Below are 25,595 nucleotides of genomic sequence, written 5' to 3' on the forward strand. Positions count from 1 at the left end.
CTCCACCCCCGGTGGGGTTTTCTCCACCCCCGAACGGCTCCCCAGCTCCAGTGTCCGTGCAGCTCGCCGAAGCGAGGCTGGTGCCGTCCCCGACGAGCAGCCATCAGCTGATGATGCGAGGAGTTTCCTGCCATGACGACCCACACGAGCGCGCCGCACCGGCACCGGGTGCCGGCCCTGGCCCCGGCCCTGGCCCTGACCACGATGCTCGCCACCACGCTCACCGCCTGCGGAGCGGCATCCGCGACCCCCGCCCCCGCCCCCACCTCCACGTCCTCGCCCGCCTCCGCCCGTGGCCCGCTGGCTGCGTTCGCCCGGAAGGCCGTCGACGCCGGCGCACCGGGTGTGATCGTCCGTGTCGACGACGGCCGCCACCCGGCCACCACGGTCACCGACCAGGCCGGCTGGACCACCGCCGACCACCGCCTTTCGGAAAGCGACGAGTTCCGGATGGGTTCCAACACCAAGACGATGGTCGCCACGCTGGTGATGCAGCTGGTGGCCGAACACCGCCTCGCCCTCACCGACCCGGTCGAGCAGTGGCTTCCCGGCCTCGTCCCCAACGGTCGGGCGATCACCGTACGGATGCTGCTCAACCACACCAGCGGACTGTTCAACTACCTCTACGACCCCGCCGTCCTGGCCGCCTACACCGGCCGCGACACCCGCCACTGGACGCCGGAGGAACTTCTCGCCGCGGGCACCGCCCACCCGCCGCAGTTCGCCCCCGGCAGCCGCTTCTCCTACAGCAACACCAACTACATCGCCCTCGGCCTGATCCTCCAACGGGCCACCGGTCACAGCCTCGCCGACCTCATCCAGCAGCGCATCGCCCGCCCGCTCCACCTGCGCCACACCTATCTGCCCAGCAGCCCCGCCGCCGGTCCCCGGCTCGCGCACGGGTACGAACCCGACGCGGCCCACCTGGCCCCGCTGCTCCCGCCGGGCACCCCGCCGGGGACCTCGTTCGCCGGGCCGCACCGGGGCGCCGCCGACGTCGACACCACCGCGGGCAACCAGAGCACGCTGTGGGCCGCCGGCGGCATCGTCTCCACAGCCGGTGACTGGGCCCGGTTCGACACCGCGCTGCTGTCCGGCAAGCTGCTCCCCGCCGCCCAGCTCGCCGAGATGCGCACCACCGTCCCGGAGGACCCGGCCGCACCGAACGGCGACGGCTACGGCCTCGGGCTGCGCAAGGTCGTCTTCCCCTGCGGCACGGTCTGGGGCCACGACGGCCAGGCGGCCGGATACTCCAGCGAGACCTACACCGACCCCACCGGCAAGCGCACCGTCGCCGTCCTCACCAGCACGGTCTTCGACCTCGCCCGCCCCCGGGCGGCCGCCGCCCACCAGGCCCTCGTGAACGCCGCCGTCTGCGCCATGCTCGACAAGCGCCTCCCCACCGGACCCTCACCCTCACCGACCACCCGCTGAGCCCCCCGCGCGCGAGCGCCGACCGCCGCGCTCCAGGACGTCGGACGCGCGACGCCCACTGCTCCGGCCTGGGCCTGGGCTGGTGGTCGCAGAGGGCAGCCTCAGCAGGGCGGGCAAACGGGCTGGAGCCGCGTGAGATGTGAGGGGCTCGCGGCGGTTCGGAGGGGAGCCAGGTGGACCGGGGGGCTACCTCGCCGGGCAAGGACGACCCGACCGCATCGTCCGGCCCGCAGCCATGGTCGGCCGGGCGAAGACGGCCAGATGGTCCCACCTTGCAGCCCGCTTCGCAGGGGGTGACCCTGGGAGAAAGGGGTGTTTCGGCCAACCGCATGGAGCGAGCGCAGAGGGTCGCGGAGCCCGCGGCTGCCGCGGCCCGTGAAGGGAGCGGGTTCCAGATGAGGCTTGTCGTCGATCTCAACCGGTGTCAGGGATTCGCGCAGTGCGTCTTTCTCGCTCCGGACGTCTTCTCTCTGCACGGCGAGGAAGCGCTGCTGTTTTCCCCTCGCTTCGACGAGGAACACCGTGACCGGGTCGAAAAGGCCGCTGCGGCCTGCCCCGTCCAGGCCATCCTGGTCGACTACTCCGATGAGCCGACCAAGCGGGTGGAGTCCCATGTCGGCTGACACGGACGTCGAGGTCCTGCGGCGCCAGGGCCGCATTGTCGTCGTCGGCGCCTCGCTGGCCGGTCTGCGCGCGGCGGAGACCCTGCGTGAGCAGGGCTTCACCGGATCACTGACCATGATCGGCGACGAGCCGTACGAGCCCTACGACCGGCCGCCGCTGTCCAAGCAGGCGCTGCTGGGACGGGCCCGGCCGGAGGACACCGCGCTGCCGCGGCGGCGTGACATCGACGCCGAATGGCGTCTGGGTGTCGCCGCCGAGGAACTGGACCGGGACGCCAAGCGGGTGATCCTGGCGAACGGTGACAGCGTCCCCTACGACCGTCTGCTGATCACCACCGGGACCCGGGCGCGGCCCTGGTTCCACCCGGAAGAGGCCGCGTTGGAGGGGGTGTTCGTGCTGCGTACCCGTGACGATTCCGCGCGTCTGACGCGAAAGCTGGCCGGTGGCGTGTCCCGGGTGCTGGTGATCGGCGCCGGTTTCACCGGCTCCGAGGTCGCCTCCGCCTGCCGGGAGTTGGGCCTCGACGTGACAGTCGCCGAACGCGGCCCGGCACCGCTGGTGGGCGCGCTCGGCGGGGTGATCGGCGCGGTCGCGGACCGGCTGCAGCGCAAGCACGGCGTCGACCTCCGCTGCGGGATCAGTGTCACCGCCCTGGAGGGCGACGATGTGGGGCGGCTCAAGCGGGCCCATCTGTCCGACGGTTCGGCGATCGACGTGGAGGTGGCGGTCGTCTCGCTCGGTGCCATGCGGAACACCGAGTGGCTCGTCGGCTCGGGACTGGCCGCGGGTCCCCGGGGGATCGCGTGCGACGCCGGGTGCCGGGTGTTCGATGTCAACGGCATCGTCACCGACGACATCTACGCCGCCGGGGACGTCGCCCGCAGCCCCCACCCGCTGTTCGACTACCAGTTCCTGGCGTTGGAGCACTGGGGCAACGCGGTCGAACAGTCCAAGATCGCCGCCCACAACATGATCTGCGCCGGTCCCGAGCGCCGTCCGCACCTGTGGCTGCCGATGTTCTGGTCCACCCAGTTCGGCGTCAACATCAAGTCGGTGGGCGTCCCCTCGCTGGGCGACCAGTTGGGCGTCGCCCAGGGGGCGCTCGCCGAGGAGCGGTTCGTCGCGGTGTACGGCTACCGGGGCCGTTGCATTGCCGCGGTGTCCTTCGACGGAGCCAAGTGGCTGGGGTTCTACGAGGAGCAGATCGCGTCCGGGGCGCCCTTCCCGCTGGAGTACCGCACGGTCGACCGCCGGACCGAGATGCTGCAGCCGGTCGACCCCGCCTTCCCCGATCCTCATCTGCCCACCCATGGGGCCACGGTCACGCTGACGGGTCACTCGCCGACCGAACGGCGTGTCGAGTTCGTTCCCGCACATGCGTGACGACCGGCCTTCCACCGCCCGGAGCCCCGAGGAGACGCCATGACGCCCGACCCCATCTCCGCGCAGATCATCGACTACGCCAACCGGGCCGATCCCTACCCGCTCTACGCGGAGCTGCGCAAGACACCGGTCATTCGGGAGGACGACGGCACCTACCTGGTCAGCACCTACCACGAGGTGCGGAGCCTGGCCAACGACCCGCGGCTGAGCAACGACACGAGCAACCGCCTGCCCGGGTACGCCCGCACCGGGCAACCGGCGGAGGAGACCGGCCTGCCGCCCAGCTTCATCTTCACCGATCCGCCCGTGCACGACCGGCTGCGCGACACCATCAACCGGCCGTTCGGTCCCCCGCACAGCCCCAGGTTCCTCGACGACCTGCGCGGAGAGCTGGCCACGGTGGTCAGCGGGCTGCTGGACGCCTTCAAGGGCAAGGACCAGGTCGACATCGTCGAGGACTTCTCCTACCCCCTTCCTGTCACCGCGATCTGCCGGGTCCTCGGCGTGCCGCGCGAGGACGAACCGCGCTTCCACGGCTGGGCCGACGCCCTGGCCTCGTCCCTCGATCCCAGCTCCGGCGGCGACAACCACCAGGAGGAGGCACAGCGGGCGCGCCAGGAGCTGGGCGCCTACCTGGCCGATCTGATCGAGACCAAACGCCGTCACCCCGGCCCCGGGATTCTCAGCGCGCTCGCCCCCGACATGACACCGGCAGACCTGGAGGCCACCGCGGTGCTCCTCCTGGTCGCCGGCCACGAGACCACCGTCAACGCGATCACCAACACGACCCTCACCCTGCTGCGCCACCCCGACGTCCTTGAGCGGTTCCGGAACGAGCCGCAGCTGGCCGTCCCGCTCATCGAGGAGGTGCTGCGGTACGAGCCCCCGGTCCAGTTCATCCCGTTCACCACCGCCCTGGCCGACATCGACGTCGCCGGCACGACGATCCCCAAGGGCTCACCGGTCTGGCTCATGCTGGCCGCAGCCAACCGCGACCCCGCGCGCTTCCACGACCCCGACCGGTTCGATCCCGACCGCAAGGACAACGAGCACCTGGGCTTCTACACCGGCATCCACTACTGCTTCGGCGCCCCGCTCGCCCGTATGGAACTCCATGCGGCCGTGCCCGAGTTGTTCCGCCGGGTGAAGTTCTCCGGGCTGCTGGAGGACCCGCCCCCGTACCGCGCCAACGCGGTGCTGCGCGGCCCCCGCCACCTCCCCGTGGCGATCGATGGCCTCACCGCCTGAGCGCCGCCGCAGGGGCCGGGTAACGCGCGTACGCCACGTGGTGAGGACCAGCCGGTCGATCTCGGTGACCGCGTTGTACGGGGTCAGCCCGGCCTGCGCGGCGGTCACCTGGGCGTAGGCGCCGAGGAAACGGTCCCCAGGTGCCGTCGGCCATCGTGTGGAGCATCCCGAGGGCTCGCAGCAGGCTCAGCGTCACCATCGGGCGCCGGCCACGGGCCTGGGCGACCGCATCGACCGCGACAACGACTGCTACGTCGACGACGACGGCGAGCGACAGCTCGTGCCGCACTGGATCGAGTCTGTGATCCTGTGGCGGACGCCCACCCCTGATCGGTGCAGGGGCGGGCGTCGTGCTCGGGGCCGGATCAGTTGCCGGCGCAGAGGACGAAGCTCACCGTGTCACCGTTCGCTACGGTCTTCGGAGCGTGCGGTGACACCTCGATCACCGAATCCGGCTTGCACTTCGGAGCGGTCCCCTTGCTGACGGTGCCGAGCTTGGTCTGTGTCTTCAGGAGGTACGCCTTGGCGCTGTTCAGGTCCCAGCCCCAGAGGTCGGCCGGGATGGGCTTCTCGCCGTCGACGGCGTAGAGCAGGGTGGTGGCGTCCCTGTAGGCCGCGGGTGTCTTTGCGGAGGGCGTCTTGGTGGCGGCCGCCGACTGCGAGCCGCCCCCGTTCATCGCGGCCAGGGCCGTGCCTCCGCCACCCAGGACGATCACGGTGGCGACGGCGGCGATGCCGACGGCCCGGCGGCGCCGGGTGCGGCGTACGATCCGGGGCGCGTCGAAGTCCGGCGCTTCGGCGGAGTTCGCGTACTGGTTCATGGCGTTCATCAGTTCCTCTTCGAATGGGGAGCGGCCGGAAGGCCGTGCGTCGCCGTAAGAGGTCATCGGATTCCTTCCGTGTGCCGTCGTGGTGAAGGGTCGGCGAGTGCGGGGAACTGGCTTCTGAGCTTCTCGATGCCCCGGGCGAGCTGGGAGCGGACCGTGCTCGGCGAGACGTCGAGATCGGCGGCTATCTCGGTGTCCGAGAGATCATGGAAGTACCGGAGCACCACCACCGTCCTCATCCGCATGGGCAGTTGCTGCAGTGCGCGCACCAACTGGTCCCTGCTGTCGACCTGTCCGTACTCGTCGCCAGGGGCGGCCTGGTCGGGGCCGTCCGACTGCAAGACCGTACGGCGGAAGCGGCGCCAGCGGTCGTTGGCCAGGTTGACCATGATCCGCCGTATGTAGGCGTCCGGAGCATCCTTCGCCGCGATGGTCCGCCATTTGCGGCAGGCCCGCTCCAGGGTCTCCTGGACCAGGTCCTCCGCCGCCTCCCGGTTTCCCGTAAGGACGAGTGCGCCTCGGAACAGCGCGGCCGACCGAGCGGTCACGAATGCCTGGAAGTCCGTCTCCACATGCCCCTCCCTTCCTGTCGCCTCTCCTCGACGGGGCAGCCGGGGGATCTGCTGCACGAGCGTGGTGAGACCTGGGTCACAGACCTTGGGGGCGGGTGTCCACCGCACTGGGCGAGGACGGCCCCACGCCGGACCGGACGTCGTCAAAAAGTGCACCGACACAACTAATTGTATCGGTGCACTTTAAGGTACGATCCAAGCGTTACCGCAAGCGTCGGCCGCCGCGGGCGAAAAAGGCTGCCACCCGCCAGTCACCGGCGAACGCGGCCTCGCGTATGGCCCGTTGCGCCTGCCATGTGCGTCTTGCTCATCCGGTACCCCCGCTTCGAAGACACGGAATCCCGGTGTACTCAATGGTCAATATTGGACAGACGGTCGACGGCGTCATTTCGACTGACCGACCCACCCGTTCCACCGGTGACGGCCGGAGAACCCCGGCACCCGCCGCGACCCGACCGGCCGCGGACGGCGGTACGAACGCGTGAAATCCAAAGTCGATCCGCTGACCGTGACGGCTATGGCGGTCGCGGTGGTCTCCATCTCGGCGACCGCTCCGCTCACCGCTTCCGCGTCCGCCTCGCCTCTCGCCATGGCCTTTTGGCGCAACGCCCTTGGCTTCGCCGCACTCGGACCGTCCCTGCTGATACTGCGCCGCCGCGAGGTGGGGCGGGTCGCGCGCGGCGAGCGTGGACTTCTGCGCCGAGAACAGTGGCGGCCGCTCGCCTTCGGCTTCCTCGCGGCCACGTCGCTCGCCCTTCACCTCGCGGCCTTCATGGCGAGCACGCGGATGACCTCGGTCGCCATGTCCACGGCGCTCGTGGCCACCCAGCCTGTCTGGCAGGCCCTCATCGCCGCAGGTCAGGGCATCCGGGTCCCTTTCAGGACCTGGGCGGGTCTGACACTCGCCGTGGTGGGTGCGGTCGCGGCCGCCGGTCTCGACGCAAAGTCCGGCGGCGCGGCGCTGACGGGCGATCTGCTCGCCCTCGCCGGGGCCGTGGCCCAAGCCGGATACACCGCTCTGAGCCAAAAGGCGCGCTCAGGTGTGAGTACCCCCTTGTTCTCGACGGTCAGCTCGTTCGTCTGCGGGCTGGAACTCCTCGCCGTCTGCAGGCTGGCCGACATCCCCCTCACGGGTTTCGACAGATCCACGCAATTGTCACTGCTCGGACTGCTCCTGCTGCCTCAGCTGCTGGGGCTCGGCTCACTGACCTTCGCCCTCGGCAGGACGTCGGCAACGACGATGAGTGTCCTCCTCCTGCTGGAGACTCCGGTGGCCGCGCTCGCCGCATGGTGGCTGATGGGGCAGGGCATCGAGCCCGCGACCGTACCCGGACTCCTGCTGATCATCGGCGGTGTGGCGGTCGTAGTGGCAAGCGGCGGCGGAGGGCGAACCGCACCCCGGCGAGGCGGGCATCGCAAAGAAATACCGCCGTATCCGCGTCACGCCCCGTGCACAACACAACTGCCGTCCACTGCCGGTGAGTCCAACACCGCTGACCGAGAACACCACACGCAGGCCGGAGCTTTCGTGGCCGCCCGGCCGACGTCACCACAGCCACAGCCGTTCGGGCACCAGGCCGAACGGGACCCCAGAGTGCAATGGGCAGGACTCGGCGAGGACGAGAGTCCGACGATCACGCTCACCTATCACGGCGCCGGGGCCTTCGACACCGTGTACTTGGGCAGGCCGCACACGGAGGAAGAGAGGCCGACTTCCGGCGACCCCGTCGAGACACGGTCGGACGGTAGTCGGCTGCCGTGATCGCCAAGGGGCCGCAGGCCTCTGCCGACAGCAGTCGGCTCCGCCCGGACCGTGCCACGGCGAGTAGTTCGCATCCCCTCGCCGCGGCGGCCGACCGCCCGTTCATCACCCAGTCTCGTGATGCCACGGACGGGCCCCGGTCACTAGCGTCCGATGCCCACACCCTTTGAAAGCAGCAGGCGGCGACGTGCCTTTCCTTCCGACACCGAGGAGCGATCATGTTCACCATCAAGGCCGAGGCCCGGGTCAATGACGATCCCGACGAGCCCAGGCTGAGCGCCGAGCAACTCTATGCGGCCCTGGTCCGGCGCGCACGGGCCGACAGCTCCAGGACCCCCGACCTCGTCCCGCCGGGACACGTCTTCGAGATCATCGAGGACCAGGGCGACCGGCTGACCCGGCGGGCTGTTCGTGAGGACGGCAAGGAGTCCCTCGCTCGCGTCACGTTCCACGGCGGACGACTCGTGGTGGTGGATTTCATCGATGGCTGGCAGCGCGGGGTCATTGCGCAGATGGTGACGACGACCGAGGGCGGCGAGCTGACACTCGTCTTCACCGCGCTGTCCGAGATCCCCGGCATCGAGCACAACAGCCCCGAGGAAGTGGCCATCGCGAACTCACGGCGCAACGTCATGGGGTCCGCTCCCGACCAGACGATCGCCTACGCACGGCAGCTTGCGCGTTCCGGGGACATCTGACCCGGCGCCGGGCAGACACATACCCCGGTTCAGAGATCTGCCGCACCGAGATGAGGACCATGTACGACGAGGGTGTTCGCCACGGCGGCGCGCTACCGGCCCGCACGGCTCGGCATCTGCTGTCGCGTCCACGGTTGACCCGGCGCCTGGACGCGGCCCTGTCCGCGAGGATCACCGCGATCGTCGCACCGGCCGGGTACGGCAAGACCTCACTCGTGTCACAGTGGTTGGACACGTCCCGGCTGCGGGAGCGCCGCGTCGCGGTGATCAGCCTGTGCGAGCGCGATGACGACCTGTCGCGCATCACTCGGCACCTGATCGATGCCGTCGAGCGCCTCGGCGTCGATGAGGTGCAGGTCGCGTCGCTGGAGTCGGCTCTGCGCGAGGAGGGGCGCGATCCGGCCCGGGAACTCCCGGAGGTCTTCCTGCGCAGGCTGCGCGACGCGTTCGACGAGGTCCCGACGCGGGCGGTTCTGGTCCTTGAGGACGTCCACGTGCTGCACCGGGAGAACGTGCTCCTCGTGCTCGACCACCTGGCCGACGTGCTACCGCCACCGGTGCACCTGATGCTGACCAGCCGGACATCGACGCCTCTGCGCCGGGCGCACACGCTGCGCCTGCGCGGTGAACTCGATGAACTGAACGTCACAGAACTGGCGTTCACCACCGAGGAAGCGCATGCCTATCTCTCCGAAGCGGCCGGATCCCTGACCGAGCAGCAGGCGAGCCTGCTCGCCAGGCGGTGCGACGGCTGGATCGCCGGCCTGCAGCTGGCCGGCCGTGCTCTGCTCTCCCACCGCGACCCGGACGCGTTCCTGCGGGACTTCACCGGACACAACCGCGACATCGCGGAATTCCTTCTGTACGAGGTCCTGCGCCATCAGCCCGACGGTGTCCGCGACTTCCTGCTCGACGCGTCCGTGCTCGAGGTGCTGTCCGCCGACGTGTGCCAGGCGGTGACCACGCGACGCGACAGCGGCACGCTGCTGAGGACGCTGGAGGGCGAAGGCGGCTTCCTGCTCGGCCTGGACGACGGGGAGCGCTACCGCTTCCATCCGCTGTTCGCGGAATTCCTGCGGGGCGAGCTGGCGCGCACCGATCCGGACCGGGCCGGCGCATGCAGGCTGCGGGCCGCCCACTGGTTCGCCCACCACGACCAGCTGACCGCGGCCTTCGAGCACGCGGTCGCCGCCCCGGACTTCCCCCTGGCCGGCAGCCTGCTCAACCGCATCGTCACGCACGACACCGGCCACCAGCTCGACGACCGGCTGGAGCCGTTGTTCGCCCGGCTACCCCGCCACATCATCGAGCGGCACCCCGCACTGTCCGCGCGCATGGCCTACCTCGCGCTGTGGGCCGATCAGCCCGCCGACGCGCTGCTGTGGTGCGAGCACACCGAAAAGCTGCCCGACAACGACGACGCCGTCGCCGAGGCGCGCTGCATGCGGGTGTTCGCGCACTGGATGCTGGGGGATCTGCACGAGGCCATTGCCTGCAGCGAGCGTGCCCGCACGCTGCTCGACCGCCGCGAGCCGCTCCATCGCCACCGCGACACCTATCCGCGTCTGGCCATGCTGGAGGGTCTGGCAGAGGCCTACGAGTGCACGGGGCGGTTCGATGCGGCGATGGACGTGATCCGGGAGGGTCTGGACCGGGCCCGCGAGGGGGTCCACCCGCTGGTCGCGGTGTCGTTCCCCGGCAAGCGGGCGGCCCTGCTCAGCCGCCTCGGGCGTCTCGACGACGTACGGGAGTTCGCGGAACTGTCCTTGGCGACCGCGGAGCAGCTGGGCCAGGCCGACCAGCCGCCGACCATCGAGGCACGCGTGGCGCTCGGTGAACTGCTGTGGGAACACGATGATCTGGCCGGGGCCGAGCGGGAGTTCCGCGCGGCCGAGCGCCTGTGCGCCGTCGCGGACCGGGTGTGGATGCGCGCACGCAGCCTGACCGGACTGGCCCGCACCCTCTTCCATCAGCGCCGGACCACCGAAGCATTCAACGTGTTGCGTGACGCGATGGGCATCGATCCGCGCGGCGCCCTGCCGCACTTCGTGCGTGTCCGCATCGCCGAGCAGCAGTTCCGGCTGCGGCTGGCCCACCACGATCCCACCGGCGCACGCGGCTGGCTGTCGGAACTCAAACGCCACGGCGCCGACGCCGAGCTGTGCGCCGAACTGCTGGCCTGGCTCGATCTGGCGCATGACGCGAACCCGCGCGCAGCCCTCAGCACGGTCGAGGACCAGATGAGACGACGCTCCCACCGGTCGACCCAGACCCTGATCAGGCTGCGTGTCCTGGCCTCCCGCGCGGCCCGCGCCTGCGGCGAGAGCAAGCTGAGCGGACAGTACGCCGTCGCCGCCGTGACGCTGGCGGCACCCCAGATGATGGTGCGCACCCTGGCCGAGGCCGCAGGGGACGACAGCGACTGGCTGCTGCGACTCGGGACGCGTGGTGGCCCGCACACGGTCCCGGCATTCACCGATGCGGTCACCCGACTCTCGGAACGCGACGCGGCATTGACAAGTGGAATGCGACCCGCGCCCGAGCGCGCGGCCGAGCGGCTGCTCGAACCCCTCACCCCCGCCGAGCTCGATCTGATCCCTTTCCTGGCCATGGAGCTGACCTACGCAGAGATCGCCACGCATCGCTTCGTCTCGGTGAACACCGTGAAGTCGCAGATGCAGGCCGTCTACCGCAAGCTCGGCGTCACCTCGCGCATCGCCGCGATCGAACGCAGCCGGGCTCTGGGGATGCATCCGACGTCCTGAGCTCTTCCACCCCTCCGAGCGCGGTCTTCGAACGGATCACACGGGACTGCGTGTCCTCGACGCAGCGCGCGGCGCGGTGGGGGTGAAGGCTGCCGTCGTCATGCCGCACTTGAACACCGGAACCTCACCCTCACGAGCCGGCACTCCTCACGAAAGAGGGTGATGACCCTCCCCGGTGGGCGAAGCGAAAGTGGTGTCCGTAACGAGGTCCGGGCCGCGCGGCGACGCACACGGCCCGGGGAACCCTGACAAGGAACGGACACATGACGACACCCACCCGAACCGCAGCCTCCTCCACGAACGAGTCGCCCGCCGGGCGTTCCCCCGAGCGCGAACAGCTGCTGGCCGGCGTCCAGCGCATCGCAGAGATCATCCAGGCCGATGCGCCGAACGCCGAACGTGAGCGCACGCTGCCCCAGGACAGCCTCGCCGCGTTCCGCGCGGAAGGCCTGTTCAAGATGGGCGCCCCCCGGGAAGTCGGCGGACTCGAGACCGACCCGGTCACGCAGGTGGAGGTCTTCGAGGCGGTCGCACGCCTGGACGGCTCCGCCGCCTGGTCCCTGATGATCGGTGCCCAGGGCGTGGGAACCCTCGGCAGCACGGCGTCCGACGAAGCATGCCAGGAGATCTTCGGCGCGGACTGGCCGCACACGGCCGGACAGATCCACGGCAGGTCCAAGGTCGAGCGTACCGACGGTGGCTATGTGTTCACCGGCAACTGGTCGTTCGCATCCGGCATACGCCACGCCACCTGGGTCAGCTTCGACGCCCGCTGCCCGAGCGAGGACGCCCCGGGCGGAGAGGAGGTCGTCATCGGGGTCGCCCCCGCCTCCGAGGTGACCGTCATCGACGACTGGCGGGTGTCCGGGCTCTCCGGCTCCGGGAGTTGTTCGTTCTCCGTCGACGGCCTCTTCGTACCCGAGCACCGCACCTACACCTTCCCGCCGCGCCGGCGCCGCGGCGGGGCCAAGTACACGCTCCCGGAGTTCAACTTCTCCGGGATGATCGGCCTCATGGCCGGCATCGCCCGCCGCTCGCTCGACGAGATCAGCGCACTGGCCCGCTCCAAGCGGCGGCCGTTCTCCACCGGCACGGTCGCCGACCGGCCCCACTTCCAGCACACCATCGGCGAGTTGGAGACCGAGCTGCGCGCGGCCCGCGCCTACAGCCTCCAGCTGCTCGAAGAGCTCTGGGTGACCGCCTCGCGCGGCGAGACCCCTTCCGTGGAGCTGCGCGGCGCCTTCTCGGCCGCGATGACCCACATGATGGAGGTCGGCGTCAAGGTGACCAGCACCGCTCTTCGCTTCGGCGGCTCCGGTGCCGTCTACCTGACCAACGCGCTGCAGCGCAACGCCCGCGACGCCGCCGTGGCCGCCCAGCACATCACCGTGAGTGAGATGCACTACGAGACCTACGGCCGCGTCCTGCTCGGCTTCGAGGAAGAAGGGCACCCCCGCCGATGACAACGGCCGCCCTCCACCTCATGGCCTCCTGCCACGCCCCGCGAACTCCGACCTCCCGCCGGGAGGGGCTGACATGACCGAGCACGAAGTCCTCGCCGCCGTACGCGCCCTGGCCCCGGCCGTGCGCGAGCGCGCGACCGAAGCCGAGCGTCTGTGCCGCATACCCGAGGCCACCATCAAGGACCTGGCCGCCGCCGGACTCTTCCGGCTCCTGCAGCCGCGCACGCACGGCGGGCTCGCCGCCGACCCCGCCGTCTTCTACGAGGCGCTGCGCGAACTCGGGCGGGCCTGCGGGTCGACCGGCTGGGTCGCCGGCGTCCTCGGTGTCAACAGCTGGATCGTCTCCCAGCTCGGTCCGCGCGCCCAGGACGATGTCTGGGGCAGCGACCCCGGTGCGCGGATCGCCTCCTCGCAAGCCCCCATCGGGGCGGTCGCCCCCGCCGAGGGCGGCTTCTGGATCTCCGGGCGCTGGAGCTTCGCCTCGGGCTGCGACCACGCGCAGTGGGCACTCCTCGGCGGATTCCTGCGCGATGCCGGCGGCGCGCCTCGCGAGATGCGTCTGTTCCTGCTGCCGCGGGCCGCGTACACCGTCGACCCGGTCTGGGACACGGTCGGACTGCGCGGCACCGGCAGCAACGACATCGTCGTGGACCACGTCTTCGTCCCCGACCACCACACCGTCGCGGCCGACCGGTTGGGCTCTGCCACCCGCCCCGAGCAGAGCGCGCCGGAGCCGGTCTTCCGACTGCCGATGGGACCCGTGCTCACCACATCGATCGCCGCGCCGATCGTCGGCATGGCCGAAGCGGCGTACATCGGATACCTGAACGCGGCCCGCGAACGGATCCGTGTCACCGGAGGCAAGGTGGCCGACGACCCCTTCGCCCAGGTCCGCATCGGCCGCGCGGGCAGCGAGATCGACGCGGCCTGGCTTCAACTGATCCACAATGTCCGCGAGTTGTACGACACCACCCGGCGCGGTGAGGAGCCGTCCCTGGCGCTGCGCACCCGGCTGCGCCGGGACCAGGTCCGCGCCACCGAGCGCGCCGTCTACGCGGTCGACCTGCTGATGGAGAACGCAGGCGGCAGCGCCCTGCGCAACGGCAGCCACGACAACACTCTCCAACGCGCCTGGCGCGACGTACACGCCGGCCGCGGCCATGTCACCAACGACCCCGAGCGGTCCCTGGCGCTCTTCGGACGCCAGGCGCTCGGGCTCGACGTCCACGACCCGATGCTGTGAGGACCTCCGCCATGACCCACCCCGCACCCCGTTCGGCCGACGTCTGCGGCCGCACCATCGAGGCCGCCGAATTCCGTTCCGCCTTGAGTCTGTTCGCCTCCGGCCTGACCGTGGTCGCCTCCCTCGACGAGTACGGCCGGCCGGTCGGGCTCGCCTGCCAGTCCTTCTCCTCCCTCTCCCTGGACCCACAGCTGATCCTCGTGTGCATCGGCAAGGGATCGTCGAGCTGGCCCCGCATCGCCCCCACAGGCCACTTCAGCGTCAGCATCCTCGCCGCCGAGCAGCAGGAGGTGTGTGCCGCACTCGGCAGGCCCGGGCAGAACAAGTTCCAGTCGATCCCCTGGCGCCCCACCACGCACGGCACGGTCCGCATCGACGGCTCCCTGGCCGCCCTGGACTGCCGCATCCGCGACGTCCACGAGGCCGGGGACCATCTCGTCGTCATCGGTGAGGTCCTTGACCTGGCCACCCGTGACGACGGTGTACCGCTGCTGTTCTTCCGCAGCTCCTTCGCCAAGGGCCTGGCGGCGTGAGCGGCATCCTCGCCGGGCCGTTCGCCCTCGGGACGTTCTCCCTGGACGACGGCCCGCGCTTCCCGGGCCTGCTGGCCGAGGAGCAGGTCCTGGACCTGCGGGCCGAGACCGGGCTGTGGCAGGCGCGGGAGACGCCGTCGATCCGTGCGCTCCTGGAGCGCTGGGACACCTCCCTGGCCATGCTGACCAGGATGGCCGCCGAGCGCACCGCCGGCCGCTTCCCCCTGGCCCGGCTGCGCGTCCACCCTCCGGTGGAGCCTCGCCAGATCTTCCAGGCGGGCGCCAACTACCGAGCGCACGTGATTGAGTTGACGGTGGCCCATCGCCCCTCGGACGATCCGCGCAGCGAGGAGCAGGCTCTTGCCGATGCGGCGGCGGAGACCGATCGGCGGGCCGCCGAGGGCGCCCCGTACCTGTTCACCGGTCTGCCCTCGGCCCTGACCGGCGCCTACGACGACGTGGTACTGCCCGCGTGGACGGCCAAGCCCGACTGGGAGCTGGAACTGTGCGCGGTGATCGGCCGCCCGGCCTTCCGCGTCACCCCGCAGGACGCCCTGGAACACGTCGCCGGGTACACCATCGCCAACGATCTGACCGCCCGTGACGCGATCTTCCGCACCGACATCGACGCCGTCGGCAGCGACTGGATGCGCGGCAAGAACGCCCCCGGTTTCACCCCCTTGGGACCCTTCCTGGTGCCCGCCGGCTTCGTCGGCGACCCGGCCGGGCTGCAGCTCACCCTGCGTCTGAACGGCAAGATCATGCAGAACGCCGGCACCGACGGCATGCTCTTCGACACCGCCAGGCTCATCTCCTACGCCTCCCGGACCACCCGGCTGCTCCCCGGCGACCTGCTGCTGACCGGCAGCCCGCCCGGCAACGGCGTCTCCTGGGGCCGTCTGCTCGCCCCCGGCGACGAGATCGAGGCGGAGATCACCGGTCTCGGCCGCCAGCACACCCGCTTCCTCTCCGACGCGGAAGGAACCACCTCACCATGAGCACACGCCTGCTGACCCACCTGCGCCATGTCGACCTCGCCGTGCCCGACTACGCCAAGCAGCTCGACTTCTACGCCGGTGTGTGGGGCCTGACCCGGGTGTCCGAGGACGACGGCATCGCGTTCCTGGCCGCCGAAGGCTCACCCGAGCAGTACGTCATCCGGCTGCGCCAAGCGGACGACAAACGCCTCGACCTCATCTCCTACGGCGCCGCCACCCCGGCCGACGTGGACACTCTCGCCGAGCACCTCCTGGCCTCCGGCGTCCAGCTGATCACTCGCCCGGACACACTGCCGACCCCCGGCGGCGGCTACGGCTTCCGGTTCTTCGACGTCGACGGCCGCACCGTGGAAGTCTCGTCCGACGTGGCGGTGCGCGCCCACCGCCGTATCGAGGAGCGGGAATCCGTCCCGGTCCGCCTCTCCCACGTCGTGGTCAACTCCCCGGACATCACCCGGACCCGCCGGTGGTACGAGCAGCACCTCGGCTTCGCCCTGTCGGACACCATCGGCGCCCCGCACACCGGCGACGTCATGAACTTCATGCGCATCAGCTCCCAGCACCACAGCCTGGGCATCGCCGCCGGACCGCACGCCTCGATCCACCACGTCTCCTTCGAACTGCGCGGCCTCGACGAGTTCATGCGCGGCACCGGCCGGCTGCTGCGCTCCGGAGCGCGCCTGGCCTGGGGGCCCGGCCGCCATCTCGCGGGCGACAACACGTTCTCGTACTTCTTCGACCCGCACGGCAACACCGTCGAGTACACCACGGAGATGGAAGAGCTGGACGAGGACACCTGGCATCCGCACCACTACACGTTCCTCGACGAGGAGGTGAGCGACCAGTGGGGCACGGCGAACGCGATGAACGAACCGCTCGCCAAGGAACTCCACAACGACGTCGACCGCGGCCTGTTCATCGCCCCACCGGTGTGACCGCCGTGCCGGAAGAACCCGCACGGGTCGTCCGACCCCGTCATGGCGGCCCGTGCGGCCCGACCTGTCCCGCGAACCAGGAGGCACGCCCCTCGTGAAACTCATCGCTCTGGAAGAGGCGTTCGCCGTCCCCGAACTCCTCTCCCGCCAGCCTCTGCCGAAGAAGACCCTCACCGCCGACCGGTGGATGCGCGAATGGAACCGGCTGCTGGTGGACTTCACCGAGGAACGACTGCCCGACATGGACGCCTACGGCATCGACATCCAGGTTCTTTCGCTGACCGTGCCCGGCATCCAGGGCATCGCCGACACCACGCAGGCGATCGCGGACGCCCGGCAGGCCAACGACTTCCTCGCCACCGTGATCGCCCGCCACCCGGACCGCTTCGCCGGCTTCGCCGCCCTGCCCCTGCAGGACCCCGAGGCCGCCGCCGACGAATTGGAGCGCGCGGTCACCGAACTGGGACTCCGCGGCGCCCTGGTCAACGACCACACCGGAGGCCACTATTACGACGAGCCCCAGTTCGACGTGGTCTGGAGCGCCCTGGAAGACCTTGACGTCCCGCTGTATCTGCACCCCGGAGCACCGCCCGCCGACTCCTGGCACGTCCTCGACGGCCGGCCCGAGCTCATCGGTCCGCTGTGGACCTGGGGGGCCGAGACCGGTGCGCACGCTCTGCGCCTGGTCCTCGGCGGGGTCTTCGACCGTCATCCACGAGCCCGGCTCATTCTCGGCCACATGGGCGAGGCCCTTCCCTTCCAACTGGCCCGCCTCGACTCCCGCTATCAGCGCCAGCGCGATCGCACGCTGCACCGCAACCCCTCCGCGTACTTCGGCGACAACATCCACATCACCGTCAGCGGCGTCTGGTCGCACGCCGCGCTCACCGGCGCCATCGAGGCGATCGGCGTGGACTCCATCATGTTCGCCATCGACTACCCCTACGAGCTGACCTCCCAGGCTGTCGACTTCCTCGCCTCGGCGCCGCTCGCCGACGACGAACTGCCCAAGATCAGCCACCGTAACGCCGAGCGCCTGCTGCGCCTTCCGTCCTGACCACACGGCACGACGCCACGAACGGCACGCGTGGACCGGAGGACGGAATGCCCCCGCGGTCACCGATCGCATCACCCTGGACCGACCCACCGCGCTGCCCCACGTCGACTACGCCGACGCTCCCATGGCATCCGTCGTCGGTCGCTGACCATGATATGAGGGCCGACATGGTTGTCACGCCGGGGGATCGGGCCAACTGAACTGACTGAGAGTCAACTTACCTGCGAGTCAGTTGGTATTGACGCTTCCTGGACGGCGCCGGATTGTGGTGGCCATGCCGAGACTCCGGGTGCGTGTGCTGGTTGTTCTGGTCGTCCTCAGCGGATTCCTGACGGTGGCGGGCCTCCCGCCCGCCACCGCCGCCACCCCGGCCCTTCCCCCCGACTCCCTCTGGTTCGACGGCGCCCCGCTCACCGTGCAGGGCGGCCGCTTCACCGACGGCCAGGGGCGCGAGATCGTCCTGCGCGGCTACAACGTCTCCGGTGAGACCAAGCTGGAGGAGAACAGCGGGTTGCCCTTCGCCTCGGTCGCCGACGCCCAGAAGTCGGCGACTGCGCTGCGCGCCCTCGGCGGCGCCAACACGGTCCGCTTCCTGCTCTCCTGGGCGCACGCCGAACCCGTCCGCGGCCAGGTGGACACCGGCTACCTGGCCGCCGTCACCGAGCAACTGCGCGCCTTCCTGGACGCGGGCATCCGTGTCTTCCCCGACTTCCACCAGGACCTGTACTCCCGCCATCTGTTCAACGGTGGCAGCTGGTACACGGGCGACGGAGCCCCCAAGTGGGCGGTGGACGCCGGGAGTTACCCGGCCGAGTCCTGTGGTGTCTGCCTCTTCTGGGGCCAGAACATCACCCAGAACGCGGCCGTGCAGAAGGCCCAGTACGACTTCTGGCACAACGCCTACGGCCTCCAGGACGCCTTCCTCGCCACCGCCGGGTCGGCCATGGCCTACCTCCGGCAGCACCTGAGCGGCCCCGAGTTCGCGGACATCGCCGGCGTCGACCCGTACAACGAGCCCTACGCCGGCGGCTACGACTCCGGGCAGACCTCCCGCACCTGGGAGAAGGACCTGCTGTGGCCCTTCTACGAGAAGTTCCGCGCCCGTATGGACGCCGCAGGCTGGCAGGACAAGCCCGCCTTCGTGGAACCCAACCTCTTCTGGAACGCCAACATCTCCACCCAGAAACAGGAGGGCGGTCTGCTCGACGCGGACAGTCTCGGACCGCGCTATGTGTTCAACACCCACTTCTACGACCAGAAGGCCATCTCCGGCGTCCTGATGTGGGGCAAGGCCGCCGACGGCCAGTACGCCTCCGACTTCGCCACCGTCCGCGACCGCGCCGCCTCGGCCGGTACGGCCGCCGTGGTCAGCGAGTTCGGGCACCCGCTGTCCGGCACGGTCTCCGACAAGGCGCCGACCGTCCTGAAGGCCATGTACCAGGCCCTCGACTCCCGGCTGCCCGGCTCCGGTTGGTGGTCGAACCCGTCCGCCTCCGGACCGGTGCTCTCCGGCACCCAGTGGCAGTGGGACCTCTACAGCGGCCGGCACCACGAGCTGATGAACGGCAACCCCGCCAAGGTCCTCACCTCCGGCGACGCCTGGAACGGCGAGGACCTCTCCGCCGCGGAGCTGGACGGCTCCGGGAACGTCACCCTGCGTCAGGACGCCCGGCTGCTCGACCGCCTCTACCCGAGCGCCACGGCCGGCACCACCCTCGCCTTCACCTACGAGGACCGCTCCCGCGACGGCTCCACGACCCTCACCTGGAACCCGGTGCCGAACGCCCTGCCGAACGTGGCCCGGCTGGTCGGCTCCGGCCGGTACGGGCTGCTGGTGTGGCGCTCCGGCGACGGCACCGCCCCGACCGAGCTGCACCTGCCGGCGTCCTTCCTCACCGCGTCGACCACCGTCGTCTCCGACCTGGGCACGGCGTACGGCCCGCCCGCCTACACCGGAGCCGGAACCCCGGTCGCCGTCGCCCCCGAGCCGGGCGGCACCGGCAGCCGCCGGCTGCTGCTCACCGACCCGGACTCCGGCGTCCCGCACTTCGCGCTGGTGACCGACGGGGCCACGGCGCCCCCGGCGGAGCTGCTGACGGCGGCCCGGTCCGAGCTGGCCGCATGGCTGGCGGCACACTTCTGAGCCGTCCGAGGCTTTCGTGGCCCGCGGCCACAAGCCGTACGGCCCCCGCGGAGAGTGGGGTCCCCCCGGAGGCCGCCGGCGCTCAACTCCCCTGCGGGCCCGTCCAGTCGGCCTGGACATGCCCCAACCGGACGCGCTGCGGATGGTCGCCGACCGGCACGGACAGCACCTTCTGGCCGGTGGCGAAGTCGATGGCCGTGATCTGGTCGGCGCCGGCCTCGGAGATGACGCAGTCCTTGCCGTCCCCGCTCACGGTCGCCCAGTACGGTGTCGACGCGGTGACGAGCGGGCCGACGTCGAAGGATGCCCGGTCGACCACGGTGGCGTAGTTGTCCATCGTCCCGGCGACACACAGCTTGGTGCCGGCGGGGTTCATCGAGATGCCGTGGTGACGCGAGTCCAGCAGCCAGGTGGTGCGGTCCGGGTTCGTCGCCGGGTTCTCCGGCAGCGTCTTCACCCGGGTGATCTTGTCCGTGGCCACGTCGTACTCCAGGAAGCCGTTGAAGAACGACACCTGGAAGTACAGCTTCGACCAGTCGGGTGTGAAGGCGGCGGGCCGGACCGCGTCGGAGAAGTCCTTCAACCCGATCGCGTCCAGTCGCTGCCGCATGTCGATGGTCCTGACCTGCTTGAACGTGGTCGCGTCGACGACGGTGATGTGGCGGTCGCCCTTGGTCCAGTCCCAGCCGGGGGTGTCGAGCGAGGTGGTCACCTCGCCGATGGACATGTTCCAGATGTACCTGCCGCCATCGGTGAAGAAGTTCTCGTGCGGCTTGTCGCCCGTGTCGAACTCGCCCAGTTCCTTGCCGGTCTCGATGTCCAGCACCTGCACCTTGTTCGCGGTCGAGGCCGAGACGGCGACACGCGTGCCGTCGGGTGAGACCGCCATGTGGTCGGCCCGGTAACCGGCCACCGGGAAGCGCCAGTTGACCTTGTCGGTGGCCAGGTCGATGGAGACGACGTCGGCGAAGCTGGGCCGCGAGACGACCACGGACCTGCCGTCGGGCGTGGAGTACATGTCGTCCGCGTACTGGTCGTGGCCCTCGCCGACCTCGTTGCGGATGGATGTGTAGTAGATCCACTTGATCGGGTCGGCGTTGATCTCCGCCAGCCGCTGCGCCTTGTCGGGGATGACGTTGATCCGGCCGATCTTCGCGAAGTCGCCGGAGGAGTGGACGACATCGGCGGTGCCGTCCCAGTTGTTGCCGACGAACAGCACCTCGCGCAGGCCGTCGGAGGAGCCGCTCGCGGCGACCGCGGCGGTCGCCGGGCCGGCGACGGTCAGGGCGAGGGCGGCGGCCATGGAGCACAGGTGCCTGGTTCTGGAGGCAGGCATGACTGCTCTCCTTCCTCGGGGGAATCTGAACACGGCTGCATTCACAGTGGACTTACTGAAAAGTAAGGATGGTGCCGTCTTCTCGACAAGATGTGTGCACGACAAGATTGGGTGATCGGGCGGCGGACGGAAGGGGAATCGTGACGGGCAGGCTCAAGGCGCCCACGGGCCGCTACGGCGGCAGATCCGCCGAGGACCGGCAGGCCGAGCGGCGCCGGCGGTTCCTGGACGCGGCCCTGGAACTGTTCGGCGGCACCCCCGGCTACCGAGGCACGACCGTCGCCGCGCTGAGCCAGGCCGCGGGCCTGTCCACCCGCCAGTTCTACGAGGAGTTCCACACCCTTGAGGACGTCCTCGCCGCGCTGCACCTGGAGGTCAACGACTGGGCCGAGCAGGCGGTGCTGGACGCCCTCGCCAGGGCGGACGATCTGCCGCTGGCCGAGCGTGCCGCCGTGCTCTTCCGGGCCTACGCCTGCGACGTCACCTGCGACCCGAGCCGCATCCGCATCACCTTCGTGGAGATCATCGGTGTCAGCTCCCGGCTGGAGGAGCAGCGCCTGGCCCGCCGGGCCCGCTGGATCGACCTCATCCGGGCCGAGGCGGACGCCGCCGTGGCGCGCGGGGAGGCCGCGCCCCGTGACTACCGGCTCGCGGCGACGGCCTTCGTGGGCAGCGTCAACGGTCTGCTGCACGACTGGAGCGCCGGCTGGGTGGACGCCACGCTGGACGAGGTGGTGGACGAGCTGGTGCGGCTGCTGCTGGGCATGCTCCGGCCGGAGGGCTGGCGGCCCGCGACCGGGTGAGCGGCGGACGAGCGGCGAGCGAGCGGTGGGTGAGCCGGCGAGGGAACCGGCACCGGGTGAGTCGGGTGAGTCGGGTGAGCCGGGGGCGAGTGGGGCAGGGGGAGCGGGTGCGCCTTGGGCGGGGGCCCGAGGCCGGGGGACCCGTCGGCCCAGGTCGGCGTGGGGCTGCGCGGCTCGGCGCGCGCGATGGGCGCGGAGCTGGTGTGCTGGTGCGGGGGCGTCGTGGCCGTGCTCCGGAACAGCCGTGGCCGCGCTCCGGAGCACACCGGAAGACACAGGAGACACAGATGAGTACCTACCGAGTCGCGCAGGTGACGACCGCGGGCGGCCCGTTCGAGCTGGCCGAGCGCGAGGTGCCCGAGCCGGGACCCGGGCATGTGCGGATCGCCGTGGACGCGTGCGGCGTCTGCCACAGCGACACGGTCTTCGTGAACGCCGCAGTGCCCGGCGTGACCTTCCCGGTGGTCCCGGGGCACGAGATCGCCGGGCGCGTCGAGGCGCTCGGCGAGGGGACGCAGGACTGGGGCCTGCGGGCCGGCGACCGGGTCGCGGTCGGCTGGTTCGGCGGTGCCTGCGGCCACTGCAAGCCGTGCCGCCAGGGCGACTTCATCGTCTGTGCCAACGGGCAGGTGCCCGGCTGGGCCTACGACGGAGGCTTCGCCGAGAAGATGATCGCGCCCGTCGACGCCCTGGCCCGGATCCCCGACGCGCTGGCGGCGAGCGACGCCGGCCCGATGGCCTGTGCGGGCGTGACCGTCTTCAACGGACTGCGGCGCAGCTCCGGCCGGCCCGGCGATCTGGTCGCAGTGCTGGGCCTCGGCGGCCTCGGCCATCTCGGGGTGCAGTACGCGGCGGCGATGGGCTTCGAGACCGTGGCGATCGCGCGGGGCGCGGAGAAAGCCGACTTCGCCAAGCGGCTGGGCGCCCACCACTATGTCGACAGCACCTCCGGCACCCCGGTCGCCGAGTCCCTGCAGTCCCTCGGCGGCGCGAACGTCGTGCTGGCCACCGCGGGGAACTCCGAGGCCATCACGGCCACCGTGGACGGGCTGGCGCCCCGCGGTGAGCTGGTGGTGATCGGCGTCGACCTCGAACCGCTGGGCATCAACCCGAACCAGCTGCTGATGAGCGCCCGGGTCGTGCGCGGCCACCCGTCCGGCACCTCGCAGGACGTGCAGGACACCATGGCGTTCAGCGCCCTGCACGGCATCCGACCGATGACCGAGACCGTGCCGCTGGACGACGTGGACGCGGCCTACGGCAAGATGCTCGCCGGCAAGGCCCGCTTCCGGATGGTGCTCACCACCGGCTGACCCCCGGGCGCCGCGGCACGGCTCCGGCCGGTCCGTCAGTCGCCGAGCCGGTCCAGCGCCGCGAGTACCGGCGCGGCCCCGTCCTCGGCGCGGATGCGGGCGCCGAGGGAGCGCGCCCGTTCCCGGTACACCGGCTCACGGGTGGCCCGTACCAGGGCCGAGGCCAGGGCCTGCACGGTCAGGCGGCGCAGTGGTACGACGTCCGGGGCGACCCCCAGCGCGACCAGCCGGGCGGACCAGAACCCCGCGTCGAACTGCACCGGCACCGGCACGGCCGGGACCCCGGCGCGCAGCCCCGCCGCGGTGGTCCCCGCCCCCGCGTGGTGGACCACCGCGGCCATCCGAGGGAAGAGCAGCGCATGCGGCACGTCGCCGATGGCCAGCATGTCGTCGCCGTCCGCCGTGAGTCCGCCCCAGCCACGCTGGATCACCCCGCGCAGCCCGGCCCGCCGCAGCGCGGCCACGAGCCGGGCGCTGAGCCGCCCGGCATCCGGCACGGTGGCGCTGCCCAGACCGACGTACACCGGCGGCTGACCAGAGTCGATGAAGTCCCGCACAGAGTCGGGGAGTTGGGACGCCGCGTCGTACGGCCACCAGTAGCCGCTCACCGTCAGGCCCGCCCGCCAGTCCCGGGGCCGGGGCACCACCAGCGGGCTGAAGCCGTGGTGCACCGGCCAGAGCCGCCGTTCCCGGGTCCGCAGCGTGGCGCCGGCCCGCACCGCAGGCAGCCCGAGCCGTCTGCGCACCCCGGGCAGGGCGCCCGTGAAGATGTGTTCCGTGGCGAGGCACACGCCGTCCCCGGCCACCCGGTTCACCGCCGGTCCCCAGGAGCCGCCGCCGAGCACGGGTGGCGCGAACTCCCGGGTCCCGGCGATGGGTTGGAGGTAGACGCCCATGCTCGGCAGGCGCAGGCCCTCGGCGATGGTGTGGCCGAGCGGCGCCAGGGAGGCGGACAGCAGCAGGACCTCGCTGTCCCGGGCCGCTGTGATCAGGTCCTCGGTCATCCGCCCGACGACCCGGCGCGCCATGCCCGCGAGGCGGATCAGCTTCCCGGCCTCACTGGCGCTGCGATGCAGGCCCCGGCCGCGCGGCGACTCCAGCTCCGCCAGCGGATCGACCGGCAGCCCGTGGAACCGCACTCCGGAGCCCGCCACCAGTGGTGCGAAGCGGGCATGGGTGACCAGGGTGACTTCATGTCCGGACAGCGCGAGTCGGTGGCCCAGTCCGGTGTAGGGGGCGACATCGCCCCGCGAGCCGGCCGTCATGATGGCGATGCGCACGACGGCCAGTATGGTCGCATTCCGTCCCGCGTGACCCCGACAGCCGCACTGCGGAGCCAGGTTCACCCCCTTGGCGAGCTGTCTGCTCCACTCCCGCGCGCCGTCACGGCGCGCCCGCCGCCCGCCCCCGCCAACCGTCAGCCGCCGTCCGCGACCTGCTCTATCCGGCGACGGACACCATCAGCAGGCCCGCCGCGGCGAGCAGCGCACCTCCCAGCAGTACCCATGCGAGCAGACGCTGCCGCAGTGCCCGGTAGCGGGTCTCGTACATCTGCCGCAGTTCCTCGGCGCGTCGGGCGGTGCGCTGCCAGGACAGCCGTGACAGCGCAACGTACTCGGCTTCGAACTCCCGCTCCAGGACGTTCCGTTCAGCTTCGCCGAGCCACCCCAGCCGGGACGCGGTGCGCGCCGCCGCCCTACGGCCCTCCTCCTGCGCGGCGGCCAGCAGCAGATGCCCCTCGATCTCCCGGACCAGAGTCCGCTCCTCCCGATCCGTCATCGCGTGGTCAACTTCCTTTCTGCCAGCGGAGTTTGCGGGTGGTGCAGGTCGAATGCCGGGGACTCGCTGCGGATCCGCGGCAGGGTGCGGAAGTTGTGCCGCGGCGGCGGGCAGGAGGTCGCCCACTCCAGGGAACGGCCGTAACCCCAGGGGTCGTCGGACTCGACCCGCCGGCCGTACTTGGCCGTCTTCCACACGTTGTAGAAGAACGGGAGCATGGAACAGCCGAGCAGGAACGAGAAGATCGTGGAGACCGTGTTGAGCGTGGTGAGCCCTTCGGCCGCGAGGTAGTCCGGAATCCGGCGCTGCATCCCGTTCGTGCCCAGCCAGTGCTGGACCAGGAAGGTGCCGTGGAAGCCGACGAACAGCGTCCAGAAGGTGATCTTGCCGAGCCGCTCGTCGAGCATCTTGCCCGTCATCTTCGGCCACCAGAAGTGGAATCCGGCGAACATCGCGAAGACGACCGTGCCGAAGATGACGTAGTGGAAGTGGGCCACCACGAAATAGCTGTCGGAGGTGGCGAAGTCGATCGGCGGCGAGGCGAGCATGACACCGGTCAACCCGCCGAAGACGAACGTGACGAGGAAACCCATCACCCACAGCATCGGTGTCTCGAAGGACAGCGAGCCCTTCCACATCGTGCCGATCCAGTTGAAGAACTTCACACCGGTCGGTACGG

At 70.7% G+C, this 25,595-nt stretch carries 22 protein-coding genes; 16 read left to right on the forward strand and 6 right to left on the reverse strand.

From position 1 onward, the window contains the following. The first annotated feature begins 132 nt into the window (after positions 1–132). The 4 genes from AQI95_RS43105 (at position 133) to AQI95_RS43120 (ending at position 4,689) form a co-directional block, all read left to right on the forward strand. Positions 133–1,434 carry a serine hydrolase domain-containing protein gene (locus AQI95_RS43105; protein WP_208614418.1) on the forward strand — a complete coding sequence of 434 codons (1,302 nt, stop codon included), beginning with the start codon at positions 133–135 and terminating at the stop codon, positions 1,432–1,434. Positions 1,435–1,829: 395 nt separating this feature from the next. After that, positions 1,830–2,057, forward strand: a complete 228-nt coding sequence (locus AQI95_RS43110) for a ferredoxin (RefSeq protein WP_067136888.1) — start codon at positions 1,830–1,832, stop codon at positions 2,055–2,057. Next, positions 2,047–3,441: an NAD(P)/FAD-dependent oxidoreductase gene (locus AQI95_RS43115; RefSeq protein WP_067136855.1), complete on the forward strand. Its 1,395-nt coding sequence runs from the start codon at positions 2,047–2,049 to the stop codon at positions 3,439–3,441. The genes AQI95_RS43110 and AQI95_RS43115 overlap by 11 nt, the downstream gene beginning before the upstream one ends. Before the next feature lie 39 nt (positions 3,442–3,480). After that, positions 3,481–4,689, forward strand: coding sequence for a cytochrome P450 (locus tag AQI95_RS43120; RefSeq protein WP_067136857.1), 1,209 nt, complete (start codon positions 3,481–3,483; stop codon positions 4,687–4,689). Between the two features lie 365 nt (positions 4,690–5,054). Here the strand turns inward: AQI95_RS43120 and AQI95_RS43125 are convergent, their stop codons facing one another. Further along, the gene (locus AQI95_RS43125) at positions 5,055–5,576 is read right to left on the reverse strand and encodes a hypothetical protein (protein ID WP_067136859.1); all 522 of its coding nucleotides are present in this window, start codon (positions 5,574–5,576) and stop codon (positions 5,055–5,057) included. Continuing rightward, a complete protein-coding gene (locus AQI95_RS43130) occupies positions 5,573–6,088 on the reverse strand; it encodes a SigE family RNA polymerase sigma factor (protein ID WP_079071985.1) in 516 nt (171 codons plus the stop codon). Before AQI95_RS43130 ends, AQI95_RS43125 begins: the two co-directional genes overlap by 4 nt. 481 nt (positions 6,089–6,569) lie before the next feature. Between AQI95_RS43130 and AQI95_RS43135 the strand changes: the two genes are divergently transcribed. From AQI95_RS43135 to AQI95_RS43180, 10 genes are all read left to right on the forward strand, one after another. Continuing rightward, entirely contained in the window at positions 6,570–7,850 is a 1,281-nt protein-coding gene (locus tag AQI95_RS43135; protein WP_159056744.1) for a DMT family transporter, read from the forward strand. Between the two features lie 218 nt (positions 7,851–8,068). Further along, positions 8,069–8,548, forward strand: a complete 480-nt coding sequence (locus tag AQI95_RS43140) for an AtaL-like protein (RefSeq protein WP_067136865.1) — start codon at positions 8,069–8,071, stop codon at positions 8,546–8,548. 59 nt (positions 8,549–8,607) lie between these two features. Next, positions 8,608–11,313 (forward strand): winged helix-turn-helix domain-containing protein, encoded by a 2,706-nt coding sequence (locus AQI95_RS43145; protein WP_067136867.1) that lies wholly within the window; start codon positions 8,608–8,610, stop codon positions 11,311–11,313. Positions 11,314–11,576: 263 nt separating this feature from the next. Next, entirely contained in the window at positions 11,577–12,776 is a 1,200-nt protein-coding gene (locus AQI95_RS43150; protein ID WP_067136868.1) for an acyl-CoA dehydrogenase family protein, read from the forward strand. Between the two features lie 73 nt (positions 12,777–12,849). Beyond that, positions 12,850–14,019, forward strand: a complete 1,170-nt coding sequence (gene hsaA / locus AQI95_RS43155; RefSeq protein WP_067136869.1) for a 3-hydroxy-9,10-secoandrosta-1,3,5(10)-triene-9,17-dione monooxygenase oxygenase subunit — start codon at positions 12,850–12,852, stop codon at positions 14,017–14,019. Between the two features lie 11 nt (positions 14,020–14,030). Continuing rightward, a complete protein-coding gene (locus tag AQI95_RS43160) occupies positions 14,031–14,552 on the forward strand; it encodes a flavin reductase family protein (protein WP_067136872.1) in 522 nt (173 codons plus the stop codon). Next, positions 14,549–15,550 (forward strand): fumarylacetoacetate hydrolase family protein, encoded by a 1,002-nt coding sequence (locus tag AQI95_RS43165; RefSeq protein ID WP_067136877.1) that lies wholly within the window; start codon positions 14,549–14,551, stop codon positions 15,548–15,550. The genes AQI95_RS43160 and AQI95_RS43165 overlap by 4 nt, the downstream gene beginning before the upstream one ends. Then, positions 15,547–16,485: a VOC family protein gene (locus AQI95_RS43170; RefSeq protein WP_067136878.1), complete on the forward strand. Its 939-nt coding sequence runs from the start codon at positions 15,547–15,549 to the stop codon at positions 16,483–16,485. Before AQI95_RS43165 ends, AQI95_RS43170 begins: the two co-directional genes overlap by 4 nt. 94 nt (positions 16,486–16,579) lie before the next feature. After that, a complete protein-coding gene (locus tag AQI95_RS43175; RefSeq protein WP_067136879.1) occupies positions 16,580–17,542 on the forward strand; it encodes an amidohydrolase family protein in 963 nt (320 codons plus the stop codon). Positions 17,543–17,816: 274 nt separating this feature from the next. Continuing rightward, the gene (locus AQI95_RS43180) at positions 17,817–19,685 is read left to right on the forward strand and encodes a glycoside hydrolase family 5 protein (RefSeq protein ID WP_067136880.1); all 1,869 of its coding nucleotides are present in this window, start codon (positions 17,817–17,819) and stop codon (positions 19,683–19,685) included. 82 nt (positions 19,686–19,767) lie between these two features. Here the strand turns inward: AQI95_RS43180 and AQI95_RS43185 are convergent, their stop codons facing one another. Then, a complete protein-coding gene (locus tag AQI95_RS43185; protein ID WP_067136882.1) occupies positions 19,768–21,021 on the reverse strand; it encodes a YncE family protein in 1,254 nt (417 codons plus the stop codon). 140 nt (positions 21,022–21,161) lie between these two features. Here AQI95_RS43185 and AQI95_RS43190 point away from each other — a divergent pair, with 140 nt between their 5' ends. Then, positions 21,162–21,824, forward strand: coding sequence for a TetR/AcrR family transcriptional regulator (locus tag AQI95_RS43190; RefSeq protein WP_067136883.1), 663 nt, complete (start codon positions 21,162–21,164; stop codon positions 21,822–21,824). 287 nt (positions 21,825–22,111) lie between these two features. Next, positions 22,112–23,137, forward strand: a complete 1,026-nt coding sequence (locus tag AQI95_RS43195; protein ID WP_067136884.1) for an alcohol dehydrogenase — start codon at positions 22,112–22,114, stop codon at positions 23,135–23,137. A 35-nt stretch (positions 23,138–23,172) separates the two neighbouring features. On the opposite strand, the gene AQI95_RS43200 is transcribed toward AQI95_RS43195, so the two are convergent. The 3 genes from AQI95_RS43200 to AQI95_RS43210 all read right to left on the reverse strand — a co-directional run. Then, on the reverse strand, positions 23,173–24,402 hold the full coding sequence (locus AQI95_RS43200) for a glycosyltransferase (protein WP_067136892.1): 1,230 nt from the start codon (positions 24,400–24,402) through the stop codon (positions 23,173–23,175). Positions 24,403–24,577: 175 nt separating this feature from the next. After that, on the reverse strand, positions 24,578–24,916 hold the full coding sequence (locus tag AQI95_RS43205) for a hypothetical protein (RefSeq protein ID WP_067136885.1): 339 nt from the start codon (positions 24,914–24,916) through the stop codon (positions 24,578–24,580). Beyond that, a partial coding sequence (locus AQI95_RS43210) for a cytochrome c oxidase subunit I (RefSeq protein ID WP_208614419.1) occupies positions 24,913–25,595 on the reverse strand: 683 nt, incomplete at its 5' end. The genes AQI95_RS43205 and AQI95_RS43210, both read right to left, overlap by 4 nt.

The sequence above is a fragment of the Streptomyces yokosukanensis genome (genome assembly GCF_001514035.1).
Classification (GTDB): domain Bacteria; phylum Actinomycetota; class Actinomycetes; order Streptomycetales; family Streptomycetaceae; genus Streptomyces; species Streptomyces yokosukanensis.